The sequence below is a fragment of the Arthrobacter sp. ISL-48 genome (assembly GCF_018613805.1).
Lineage (GTDB): Bacteria > Actinomycetota > Actinomycetes > Actinomycetales > Micrococcaceae > Arthrobacter.
In genome coordinates this window covers 1-10,875 of the sequence record NZ_JAGGPL010000026.1, presented here as the reverse complement: position 1 = coordinate 10,875, position 10,875 = coordinate 1, and the positions used below count along the sequence as shown (strand labels likewise).

Below are 10,875 nucleotides of genomic sequence, written 5' to 3'. Positions count from 1 at the left end.
GGCCGCCGGGGCGCTGCTGGCCGAATCACAGACACTGACCAAGCACCTGCCGATGACCCTGTCCGCGCTGCAGGCCGGGTCGATCTCGTGGCAGCACGCCCGGATCGTATGCGACGAAACCACGGGACTGGATCCTGCGGGAGCCGCGGCATTAGAGGCGCATTTCCTGGACCCGGACGCGGTGAACCTGGCACGGGGCTGCCCGGCGGGCGAGCTCATCCCGTCCCGGTTCCGGTACAGGGCCCGGACCTGGAGGGAACGGCACCACCCGGTGTCCATCGAAAAACGCCACGCCAAGGGCCTGCAGGACCGGCGTCTCGAATACACCCCGGACCGGGACGGGATGGCCTGGCTCTCGGCCTACCTCCCTGCCGGGCAGGCAGCGGGGATCTGGGACCGCGCCACCACTGCCGCCAGGGCAATGCAGGGCCCCGACGAGCCCAGGACCCTTACCCAGCTGCGCGCCGATAACGCCGCCAACTGGCTCCTGGGCGGCGTCACCGAAGGGACCCCGTCCCCCAGGGCCCAGGTCCTGCTCACCGTCCCGGTGCTCTCCCTGATCGGTGCCGGTGAGGAACCGGCCACCCTTGACGGGTACGGGCCCATCCCGGCCTCCATGGCACGGCAACTCGTCGCCGACGGCGCCGAGTCCTTCCACCGGGTCCTGACCGACCCCCGCGACGGCGCACCACTGGAAATCGGGCGGACCAGCTACCGGGTTCCCACAGCGATGCGGCAATGGCTCCGGATGCGGGACGGTAAATGCCCGTTCCCTGGCTGCAACAACCATTCCCTGGACAACGAAGCCGATCACCTCCTCGCCTGGGCCGACGGCGGCACCACCGGCATCACCAACCTCGGCCAGCCCTGCCACAAACACCACAGACTCAAACACACCAGCGCGTGGAGACCAACCCCGGCCACCCAAAATAAGCCGCCCGGGTGGGTATCACCCAGCGGCCGCCACTACCAAAGCGAACAACAAGACTGGGAGCCACCCGATTGGCTCTCATTCACCGGACGCGAATTCCAACACGAAGAACAAGACTGGGACCCGGCCCATCGGCCAAGTGACACCCCGGACCCTCCCGGAAAACTGGAGGCTGAGATTGGCTTGCCGAGGAATCCACTTTCCGATTTGCAGGTTGGGCAGTCGGTTTAAGTCAGACTCCTCCTGATCCAGCCGGCGCACCCGCCGGCGAACGCCATCGAAGCCTACTGGCCATCCAGCGGACGGCGGTCCGACCAGCTTCAGTGTGCCCGGAGTCCGTCCAGGGTGAGCTGCACCAGACGCTTTACTGCGGCTTGGGACGGCGCTTCCGCAGCTGCCGACAGGGAGTGCAGGCAGAATGTTGCAAGTTCCTGCGGGCTCATGTCAGTGCGGATCTCTCCGACTTCGCCTGCTCTTTGGAGCATGTCCTGAAGGAAGGCATCCTGGTGCCCCCGGCCGCCGCTCCGGTGCATGACCGAGGCAATGACGCTGTCGTGATGCTCATGGATCATCAGGGCGTGGATCTGGAGTACCTGCTCCAACTGCCGTCGGGGATCGCCCCCGGCACTTTGCACGGCGTGGAGATGTTCCAGCTGGACGGCCAGCTGCCGGTCATGCTGTGCCAGAAGAATCGCCTCAACGTCCGGAAAGTACTTGTACAGCGTCGCCCGCCCGATGCCCACCTCCTTGGCGATCCGGGACATCGTCACCGACAGCAGTCCATGCTCGGCCGCCAAGGCCATGGTTGTACCCAGGATGGCATCCCGCACGGCCGTGCGGTGGGTCTCGATCGTCTCGTTCCAAAGCTTCGGCACCGCCCCAGTATACGAGATGACGAGGGTGCGACGCCTTGTCTTGTTGAATACACACTGTCTCGATAGTCTGGATGAATCCTCCCTACTCCGACCGAACAGGATCCCGATGCCGCAAAAACCCGAGCGACTTAACGGCAACGCCAGCAGAACGCAAAACCCCCAAGGCCCTGCAGGGATGCCCAGGTGGGTAAAGGTATCCGGGATTGTCCTTCTCCTGCTGGCGGTCCTGCTGGTTGCCATGCTGCTCAGCGGCCACGGGCCCGGCCGTCACATGACCGGAGCTCCCGCCAGTCCGGGAACGGCTTCCACGACCCTTTGCCTGGACCTCGGCTGTGAGGCATAGGCGTGAGCTCCTCTCCGCGGCTGCGCAAGGCCCTGCTGGTCACGCATGTCAGCGTCTCGGTTGGCTGGCTCGGTGCGGTGGCCGCATTCCTTGCCCTGGCTATCACCTCCGCCGCCAGCCCGGACCATGACCTTGTACGGGCGAGCACTCTTGGCATGCAGGTCATCGGGTGGGCGGTTCTCGTACCCCTCAGCGGGGCATCACTGTTGACCGGAGTCCTCCAGTCCCTCATCACCACATGGGGCCTGTTCCGGCATTACTGGGTTCTGGCAAAGCTCGTGATCAACGTCGTGGCGACCACCATCCTGCTCATGTACATGCAGACCATCAACTATCTCGCTGCCACTGCAGGAACGGATACGATGCCGGGAACAGGCCAGGAGGCGCTGCGTAGCTGGTCGCCGGTGATTCACGCCAGCGGCGCCCTCGTTCTACTGATCCTTGCCGTGGTGCTCTCCGTCTATAAGCCGCGGGGCATGACCAGGTTTGGATTCCGAAAGCAGCAGGGAATCCTTGAGCCCGCTGCCGGATCGGACCATTCTTGAGTCCAGGGACGCGACCCAACCACACTGACAGCGCGATCCGGACAGCGGGCGGAGAGACCGACATGACGTACGGCGACCAAAGGGAGCGAGGGCCCCGCAAGACGTTGATCCCGCACGGGGCACCGACTTCTGGATAAGAACCCTTTCTGATCGTCGGCGGCCAATCGCCATGCCTCCTCGGAATGCGGGTTACCGCACTCCTGCTCTGGAAGTCTTTCAAGGGGTTGCGGACGTATTCATACTTGGGGAATCAGGCGCCCGCGGGGGGTGCCGGTCAATACTGGGAGGTGCCGCGGTGCCACGTTTGAGCAGCCCTTTCACGTATTCCAGCGCCCTAGGTGATGGTGACCTGCCGGCCGGGACGTTCCACCTTGATGTGGCCACCCGGCACTTCGAATGGTCGGACGGTCTCTTCCAGTTGCATGGTTATGAGCGCGGTGAAGTGGTGCCCACTGTTGAACTGCTGCTCTCGCACAAGCATCCCGATGACAGGGCGAGGGCCGGGGAGATACTGGCAGAGGTCATCCGCACGGGAGGACGCTACTGCATTTACCACCGGATCATCGATGCCCGCAGCCGCGTCCACAGGGTGCTGACGTCAGGGGAAGGAGTCACCGACGCGGAGGGGAGCGTTATCGCCGTCGACGGGCTCATGCTTGACCTGACTGCTACCCTGCGGCGTGAGACAGAGCAGACCGCACACGACGCCGTTGAGGGAGCCACTGCCACGCGCACTGTCATTGACCAGGCCCGGGGCATCCTGATGGGCAGGCTGCTGATCAGCTCCGACGCCGCCTTCCAGTTGCTGGTCGGCTACAGCAGCCACAGAAACCGCAAAATATGCGTTGTCGCAGCGGACCTTCTGCGCCTTTTCGATAACGCTGACGGAAGCGAACAGCTGGAGGCAGCCGTCAGGGCAATCCAGGAAGGCGCCGCACCTAAGGGAGATTCTGCCCGGCGCTAGGCAGCCCTCAGGAAGCCGAACTAGACGTCAAAGTGTGTGGTGGAACTGTCGCCCGAGACTTTGAGCACCATCTCCTCGGCGACCTCGCGAAGCTTCTGGTTCCGGTGGTTGGAGACGTTTGTCAGGATCTTCATCGCTTCTGCCTGGCTGCACCGATTTTGGCCCATGATGATTCCGCACGCAAGATCGATGGCCGTACGGCTGCGCATCGCAAGGCTCATATCATCGGCGGCGCCCTGGGCGGTGCCAACTTTTACACCCAGCCGGACTGCCCTGCCTGCGAGGTCGGCAAAGGCGGCAGCCTCATCAATGATCGCCTCGGTGAAAACGCCCGTGGTGGAAGCAAAGAAGTTCAGCGCCACAGCGGAGCCTTCTCCGATTTCCATCGGCACTCCCAGGGCGCTCAGGCAGCCCTCGTCCAGCAGCCGCTGCCGGTAGACAGGCCAGCGCGGGTCACTCTGGACATCGCCCAGGAGTACTGGGACTTTGACCTTTAGCGCCTCTATGCATGGGCCCTCGCCGACCAGCTGCTCGATCCTGTCAAGATGGATCGCCCTGGGGCTGCTGCCGCCCACAGTCGTGGTCCCCCTGGCGCGTTTGAGGGTCACACCGCACTCCACGGCCGTCCCCGTATTCCGGCTGAGGATGGACGCTGCCATGGTTGCCAGCCCGGCAAGGAAATCAGCCACGGATTCCGTGCCGATAATCAGGTCCTGCAGTTCAAGGAGCAGGTCACCTTCTGGGGAAGTGGACATAGCCAAAAGCTATTCCTAACGGCTACTGCCCACAAGCCATCCTGCACATTGGATAACCTTTACTACACCTTTGAATGAATACATAGATCAATGTACTCTGGCTTTCATGGAAACCCTCACGCATGCACCGGTCCTGGCGCGGTTCGGCTACGCGGTCTCGGACCCGACGCGGGCCAGGATCATGCTCGCCTTGGCCACGGAACACGCCTATCCGTCTGAGCTGGCCGATTCGCTCGGTGTATCCCGGCAGAGCATGTCGAATCACCTGACCTGCCTGCGCGGCTGCGGCCTGGTGGTGGCCGTCCCGGACGGCCGGCGGACCAAGTACGAACTCGCCGACGCCCGGCTTGGCCATGCGATACAGGACCTGATCGGCGTCGTGCTGGCCGTCGACCCGGCCTGCTGCGCACCCGACGGGACGTGCGTAGAGTGACCTCCACCCTCCAGCCTCCGTCCACTGCAGCGCGCCGCGCTGTTCTGAGCCGGCGCATCCGTGTCCTGGCCGCTGCCACCATCACCTACAACGTCATCGAGGCCGCTGTCGCGCTCTGGGCCGGGAACATCGCGGACTCCTCGGCGCTGCTCGGCTTCGGCTTGGATTCCGTGATCGAAGTCGCGTCCGCACTGGCCCTGTCCTGGCAGTTTTCGGCTAAGGATCCTGAGCGGCGGGAGCACCTGACGTTGCGCATCATTGCCATTTCCTTCTTCGCCCTGGCCCTGTTCGTCGCCGTGGACTCGGTCCGCTCCCTGACCGGCGGGGGTGAGGCGCAGCACTCCATGCCGGGCATCGTGATTGCTTCTCTGAGCCTGGCTACCATGCCGGTCCTGTCCTGGCTGCAGCGCAGTGCCGGCAAAGAGCTCGGCTCCAGGACCGCCGTCGCCGACTCCAAGCAGACGCTCCTCTGCACTTACCTCTCGGCAGTCCTGCTGGTTGGTCTGGTGCTGAACAGCGCACTCGGCTGGTGGTGGGCCGACGCCAGTGCCGCGCTGGTCATCGCGGCGATCGCCCTCCGTGAAGGCGTCAACGCCTGGAAAGGCGACGTCTGCTGCGCAGTCCCGCACGACGTCAAGCTCGACGACGACGGTCCTGCCGCCGCGAACGCAGTAGGCACCGCCGTCGAACTCGGTGCCAACTGCTGCGAGGGCTGCGGTTCAGCTGCCGAACCAAAGGCAGTCAGCGTGACGCTCGGCGTAGAGAACCTCTGACGGCGGCCGCGGCTACCGGGCTGAGACGGTCGCGGCCGAGCCGGCCCGGGCCTTTCCCGAGCGGCGAAGCAGCATGTATCCGGCAATCGAGAGGACACCTGCGATCCCTTCGGCCACCGCCGTGACCACTTTTTCCATGAACCAGACTGGTTCGTACATGGCCGGGATCGGGCCGATTGCCGGGAGATCCACGTAGCGGTAGAGGACGATGGCCGCGAAAGCGGACAGGGCCACTAGCGCCGCCACCAGGAAAGCGGGGCGGGAACCTCTGACCAGGACGTAGAGGGCGCTCAGAATTGCAACGGCAGCCTGGATGCGGAACAGGTTGCCCTGGCCGATGCCGCCCGGCGCGGCCTGCTGATAGCCGGAAGCCAGCCGAAGATGGATGACCGCGCTGGTGACCAGTCCCGCGGCGACGAGCACCCGCAGGGCCCATATCGAGGAGGTGGACCGGCCGACTGCAGCCTGCCGGCTCATTTGACTACCAGCGTCCCGCTCATTTTCGGATGGAATGTGCAGATGATGCCGTATTCACCGGCTTCTGCAGGGGCCGTGAACGTGGCCGTCTTCCCGGCGTCCACCTCGACGTCGAACCCGCCTTTGTCCTTCGCCGTGACGGTGTGCGGGGCGGAGTCCTTGTTGACCACCGTGACGGTGGCACCGGGCTTGACCGAAGCGGGCACCTGGTAGGCGAATCCGCTGATCGTGACCGTCGCAGACCCGGAGGAGTCTTGTGCGACCGAGGAACTGCCTGATGAAGTCGGCTGCGGAGCCGCACCGCCGCCGGGGGAACCACACCCGGCCAGGCCTGTAAGTAAACCCGCGGCGGCGGCCGCCAGCACTCTGTTGCTCAGTCTCATGACCATTCCCTTTCCAGGAGTTGATCATCCACTCAAAAGCCGGGGCGGCACTTGGTTATCCGATGATAGGCCGTTCCTCCGGCACCCGGAAGAGCCTCGGGCGGGAGGACAGTGCCAGCGCGGACGCCACTGTCACGCTCCCGATCCGGCCCGTGAACATCAGCGCCATCAGCACCCATTCGGCCGACGGCGGAAGGTTGTAGGTGATGCCGGTGCTCATCCCCACGGTGCCGAATGCTGAGATGGATTCGAAGAGGACCTTTTCCAGGCTGTAGTCCGTGAACATGAGCAGCAGCAGGGTCCCGCTGACTACTGCGCCTACGCCGAGCAGAGCCACGGAGAGGGCCTGGCGCATTGATGAGGGGCTGATGGATCGGTGGGCGATGGTCACCTCTTCACGGCCGCGCACCTCGTTCCAGATGGAGAAGGCGAGCAGGAGGAACGTGGTGATCTTGATGCCGCCGGCGGTGCCGGCGCTGCCGCCGCCAATGAACATCAGGATGTCAGTCACCATGAGCGTTTCGGGGGAGGCGGCCCCGTAGTCAATGCTGTTGAAGCCGGCGGTGCGCGGAAACACGCCGCCCGCCAACGATCCCAGCAGTTTGCCTCCGAAAGACAGGTGCCCCAGGGTCTGGTCCCTGTTCCACTCGAAGGCGGCGAAGAGCGCGATGCCAACAATGAGGAGCAGGAGCGTGCCGTAGATGGTTAGCCGGAGGTGGACACTCCAGTCCCGTGCCTTGAGCTCAGGCCGTAGCAGCTGGATGATCACGGGGAATCCGAGTCCACCCAAGACAATCGCGGCACAGATCGGGATGATGATCCACGGGTCTTCCGCGAAACCGATGAGGTTGTCGCTGTAAAGGGCAAAGCCGGCGTTGTTGAAGGCGGAGATGGCATGGAAAGCGCCGTGCCAGAGCGCTTCCCCCGGGTTCTGGCCGTAGCCAAACCAGAACCGGCCCGTAAGCAGGACAGCGGTAGCGGCTTCCACGCTGAGCATGATCCTGGCCACCCGGAGGAGCACCGAACGCACGTCACCCAGGTTGAGTGTGTGCGTTTCGGATTGCGCCACCAGCTGGGTGTGGAGGCCGATGTTTTTCCGGACCAGCAGCGCCAGAAGGGTGCCCAGCGTCATAATGCCGAACCCGCCGAGCTGGATGAGGGCCATGATCACGGCCTGACCGAAAGGCGTCCAGAACGTGGCAGTGTCCACGGTCACCAGGCCCGTGACGCACACAGCTGAAACCGAGGTGAAGAGCGCGTCCATCAGGATATTGGCGTCATCCGCCATGTGCGACGCCGGGAGGGCGAGCAGCGCGGCGCCCAGGAGGATGACGGCCAGAAACGCCAGCGGGACCGAGCGGACCGGGTGGGAAAAGACCCGTCGGATGGCATTTTCCCTCCGGTCCCGGACCGCCTTGTCCATGACTGCCTTGTCTTTGGCCAGCCAGTTTTTGACGGCTTTCAGCTCCTGGGTCATCGCATCAGCCTACGTGGATGCCGGGGCGGCGGTCCGGGTCGGGCTCGTTTTCCCGGATGATCTCGCGGACTACGGGGGCAGTATCACCGCGGCCCAGCAGCAAGTACCGCATGAGGTGCGCCAGAGGGTTGCCCTCTGCCCACTCAAAGTATGCGTGCGGCTTAACTCCCGTGGCATCGCGCAGTGCCAGGAGGATTGCGGCAATGGCGTTGGGCGCCGCCGGGCTTCCCGCGCGGAGCACCCGGTGGCCGCCCACCTCGACGCCCCGGACCTCCAGGACCTCGCTGAAGCCGGACGGGTCCGTCACGTCGATTTCCAGGAACATCACGTCTGCCGTCCCGGGCACGGGGTTGTTCTCCCGCTGCGCGCTTTCCTTCTCGGCGTATTCGGGAGCGTCCCGGGCTTCGGGGCGGTTGGCGATCAGGTTGATGCGGCCGTCATACTCAAGCGTGTCCGTGACGAAGCGGCGGGCCGCGTCGTCGAATTCGATCCTGTCCACGCGCAGCTCGGTGGTCCGGCTCACCCGGGAGACCAGCGAGACAACCACGATGCCCAGGATGAAGAATCCGGAGATGGCGATGCCATCGGGCTTTTCGATCACATTGGCGGCCAAGGCGTACAGGAGGATGAATGTCAGGATGGAAAATCCGACGGCGGCGCGTCGCCTCTTGCTGCGGGCTGCAGAAATGGTGACAGCCACAGCACCGGAGACCATCATGGCCAGGATGCCGGTGGCATAGGCGCCGGCCTGGGCATTGACGTCGGCCTTAAAGCCGATGGTAATCAGGATGCTGATGGCCGTGTACACAAGGACCACGGGCCGCACGGCGCGGCTCCAGTCGGGGGCCATGCCGTAGGACGGAAGGTAGCGCGGGACGATGTTGATGAGCCCGGCCATCGCGGAGGCGCCGGCAAACCAGAGGATCAGGATGCTGCTGACGTCGTACACGGAGCCGAAGCCGTTGCCCAGGAGTTCATGGGCCAGGTAGGCCAGGGCACGCCCGTTGGCCTCGCCCCCTTCGTGGAACGCTTCGGCCGGAATCAGCACTGTGGTCACGAAGCTGCTGCCGAGCAGGTAGACGCTCATGATCAGGGCAGCGGTAGTGAGGAGTTTGCGGGTGTTCCTGACGCGGGCGGCCAGCTGCTCCTCCGGCGTAGCGCCCTTGGCTGCGACGAGGGGCATCATGCTGACGCCCGTCTCGAAACCGGACAGTCCAAGAACCAGCAGCGGGAAGGCGAGAATGGCAGGGCCGGCGATGTTGCCGACGCCGCCTCCGAAAGAGGTGAGGGCAGCGCTCCAGGCAGACAGGGCACCCGGCTGCGTGACGGCGTCGTACATTCCGACGCCGATAATCACGGCGTTCAGCAGCAGGAAGACGGCCACCAGCGGGATGGCCACGGCCACCGCTTCGGAGAAGCCGAGCAGGAACACGCCCCCCAGGATCAGGAGAAGCACCACGGTGATGGGGACCGCCTGGCCCTCAAGGAACGGCGGCAGGTAGGGGTTCTCGAGCATGTGGACCGTGGCATCGGCGGCCGAGAGCGTGATGGTGATGATCCAGGACGTTGCGACGAACCCCAGCAGGACGAGCACGAAGATCTTGCCCTTCCAGAACGGCAGCAGGTTCTCCAGCATCGCCACCGATCCCTGGCCGTGCGGACTCTCATGGGCCACCCGCCGGTACATCGGCAGCATGCCCAGCAGTGTCAGGCCCACGATCAGCAAAGTGGCCAGTGGCGACAGGGCGCCAGCGGCCAGCGCGGCGATGCCCGGCAGGTAGGAGAGGGTAGAGAAGTAGTCGACGCCGGTCAGGCACATGACCTTCCACCAGCTCTGCTGGTTTGCATCCGACTCCGCCGATTCAGGGCCCACGGGCTGGTGGACCTTATGCTCCAACAGCCAGTTGGTCAATGCATTCCCGGGGGCGGCGCCGTGTTCGGGGTTGGGAACACTGGCGGGAATGGAGAACTGGGCGGGTGCAGTCAATGGCGTTTCTTTCTATTCCGCACAGATTGGAGCGCGGGCGACTTTTAGAATAACCAACGGAGCCTAGCACCCGGCCCCCGCGCTCCGCATTTGGACCCGGAAATTACGCCTCAATCACGCCGGTTCCCAAGCGCGCCTGGGAGGTGTCCTGCCGATGCCGAAACGAGTACTCGGTACCCGTGCTGTCATTTTCCGAAGTCGTCTGCACAAACTGCCCCGAGATTACGGGAGTTGTGCAGTCGGGTATGGACATCTGGGTGTCCGAAGTCCTCTGCACAAAGCGTCACTTCGGTCAGGAGCCGCCTGCACGAAACGTCAGAGTATCAGCGGCTTAGCGGCACCAAATTTAGCGGCAATGCCGTGCCGAAGCGATGTTCACGATTCGCCGGCTCGCTGTAGAGAAGGTCAGGTGGCCGGCGCGGCGCGCTGGATGGCCCGGTAGACGGTGGAGCGGGCGACGCCGAAGAGTTCGGCGATTTCTGTTGTGGTGTGTGTGCCGCCCTGGTGGAGGCTCACGAGGTGGGCTTCCTGCCTTTTGGTGAGTTTGGGCTGTCGACCTCGAAGCTTGCCTTTGGCCTTCGCCACGGCCATGCCTTCGCGGGTTCGGGCGCGGATGAGGTCGGATTCGAATTCGGCGACCATGCCCAGGACGTTGAACAGCAGCTTCCAACCGGGTCATGGGGGTTGTAGATGCTGCCGCCGATGTTAAGGGTCACGCCCTTGCGCGTGAGTTCGTCGGCGATATCCCTCGCATCCGGCAGGGACCGTGCGAGCCGGTCAAGTTTGGTCACCACGAAGGTGTCGCCGCCGCGGCACGAGGCGAGGGCCTTTTCCAGCCCGGGTCGATCGTGTTTGGTCCCGGTGAATCCGTGGTCGACGTGGTGTCGGTGTCGGTCGAAAACTGAGCCATTGTGACGGTTGAAAACTGAGCC

At 64.3% G+C, this 10,875-nt stretch carries 12 protein-coding genes and 1 pseudogene; 6 read left to right on the top strand and 7 right to left on the bottom strand.

Annotation, left to right across the window (positions count from 1 at the left end):
• On the top strand, positions 1-1,162 hold a 1,162-nt coding region (locus J7E83_RS19850; RefSeq protein WP_214965642.1), incomplete at its 5' end, for an HNH endonuclease signature motif containing protein.
• Positions 1,163-1,251: 89 nt separating this feature from the next.
• On the opposite strand, the gene J7E83_RS19845 is transcribed toward J7E83_RS19850, so the two are convergent.
• A complete protein-coding gene (locus tag J7E83_RS19845; RefSeq protein WP_311379815.1) occupies positions 1,252-1,806 on the bottom strand; it encodes a helix-turn-helix domain-containing protein in 555 nt (184 codons plus the stop codon).
• Positions 1,807-1,981: 175 nt separating this feature from the next.
• Between J7E83_RS19845 and J7E83_RS19840 the strand changes: the two genes are divergently transcribed.
• The 3 genes from J7E83_RS19840 to J7E83_RS19830 all read left to right on the top strand — a co-directional run bounded on the left by J7E83_RS19840 (position 1,982) and on the right by J7E83_RS19830 (position 3,658).
• Entirely contained in the window at positions 1,982-2,149 is a 168-nt protein-coding gene (locus tag J7E83_RS19840) for a hypothetical protein (RefSeq protein ID WP_214965640.1), read from the top strand.
• A gap of 2 nt (positions 2,150-2,151) precedes the next feature.
• A complete protein-coding gene (locus J7E83_RS19835) occupies positions 2,152-2,694 on the top strand; it encodes a DUF2269 domain-containing protein (protein WP_214965638.1) in 543 nt (180 codons plus the stop codon).
• Between the two features lie 295 nt (positions 2,695-2,989).
• Positions 2,990-3,658, top strand: a complete 669-nt coding sequence (locus tag J7E83_RS19830) for a PAS and ANTAR domain-containing protein (RefSeq protein WP_311379814.1) — start codon at positions 2,990-2,992, stop codon at positions 3,656-3,658.
• 20 nt (positions 3,659-3,678) lie between these two features.
• On the opposite strand, the gene J7E83_RS19825 is transcribed toward J7E83_RS19830, so the two are convergent.
• Positions 3,679-4,413, bottom strand: a complete 735-nt coding sequence (locus J7E83_RS19825; protein ID WP_214965634.1) for a GAF and ANTAR domain-containing protein — start codon at positions 4,411-4,413, stop codon at positions 3,679-3,681.
• Between the two features lie 106 nt (positions 4,414-4,519).
• Here J7E83_RS19825 and J7E83_RS19820 point away from each other — a divergent pair, with 106 nt between their 5' ends.
• Both J7E83_RS19820 and J7E83_RS19815 read left to right on the top strand, forming a co-directional pair.
• The gene (locus tag J7E83_RS19820) at positions 4,520-4,846 is read left to right on the top strand and encodes a helix-turn-helix transcriptional regulator (RefSeq protein ID WP_214965632.1); all 327 of its coding nucleotides are present in this window, start codon (positions 4,520-4,522) and stop codon (positions 4,844-4,846) included.
• A complete protein-coding gene (locus J7E83_RS19815; RefSeq protein WP_214965630.1) occupies positions 4,843-5,619 on the top strand; it encodes a cation transporter in 777 nt (258 codons plus the stop codon). Before J7E83_RS19820 ends, J7E83_RS19815 begins: the two co-directional genes overlap by 4 nt.
• A gap of 12 nt (positions 5,620-5,631) precedes the next feature.
• Here the strand turns inward: J7E83_RS19815 and J7E83_RS19810 are convergent, their stop codons facing one another.
• The 5 genes and pseudogenes from J7E83_RS19810 to J7E83_RS19790 form a co-directional block, all read right to left on the bottom strand.
• Positions 5,632-6,096: a hypothetical protein gene (locus tag J7E83_RS19810; RefSeq protein ID WP_214965628.1), complete on the bottom strand. Its 465-nt coding sequence runs from the start codon at positions 6,094-6,096 to the stop codon at positions 5,632-5,634.
• A complete protein-coding gene (locus J7E83_RS19805; RefSeq protein WP_214965626.1) occupies positions 6,093-6,479 on the bottom strand; it encodes a cupredoxin domain-containing protein in 387 nt (128 codons plus the stop codon). The genes J7E83_RS19810 and J7E83_RS19805 overlap by 4 nt, the downstream gene beginning before the upstream one ends.
• A gap of 55 nt (positions 6,480-6,534) precedes the next feature.
• Positions 6,535-7,956, bottom strand: coding sequence for a TrkH family potassium uptake protein (locus J7E83_RS19800; protein ID WP_251044208.1), 1,422 nt, complete (start codon positions 7,954-7,956; stop codon positions 6,535-6,537).
• A 4-nt stretch (positions 7,957-7,960) separates the two neighbouring features.
• Positions 7,961-9,943, bottom strand: coding sequence for an amino acid transporter (locus J7E83_RS19795; RefSeq protein ID WP_214965624.1), 1,983 nt, complete (start codon positions 9,941-9,943; stop codon positions 7,961-7,963).
• Positions 9,944-10,348: 405 nt separating this feature from the next.
• A pseudogene (locus tag J7E83_RS19790) lies at positions 10,349-10,875 on the bottom strand (recombinase family protein); the annotation flags it as partial.

Bases quoted from the DNA above. Each gene is read 5' to 3' on its own strand.
- J7E83_RS19840 (WP_214965640.1), top strand. From the start codon at position 1,982: ATGCCCAGGTGGGTAAAGGTATCCGGGATTGTCCTTCTCCTGCTGGCG.
- J7E83_RS19810 (WP_214965628.1), bottom strand. From the start codon at position 6,096: ATGAGCCGGCAGGCTGCAGTCGGCCGGTCCACCTCCTCGATATGGGCC.
- J7E83_RS19805 (WP_214965626.1), bottom strand. From the start codon at position 6,479: ATGAGACTGAGCAACAGAGTGCTGGCGGCCGCCGCCGCGGGTTTACTT.
- J7E83_RS19800 (WP_251044208.1), bottom strand. From the start codon at position 7,956: ATGACCCAGGAGCTGAAAGCCGTCAAAAACTGGCTGGCCAAAGACAAG.
- J7E83_RS19825 (WP_214965634.1), bottom strand. From the start codon at position 4,413: ATGTCCACTTCCCCAGAAGGTGACCTGCTCCTTGAACTGCAGGACCTG.
- J7E83_RS19820 (WP_214965632.1), top strand. From the start codon at position 4,520: ATGGAAACCCTCACGCATGCACCGGTCCTGGCGCGGTTCGGCTACGCG.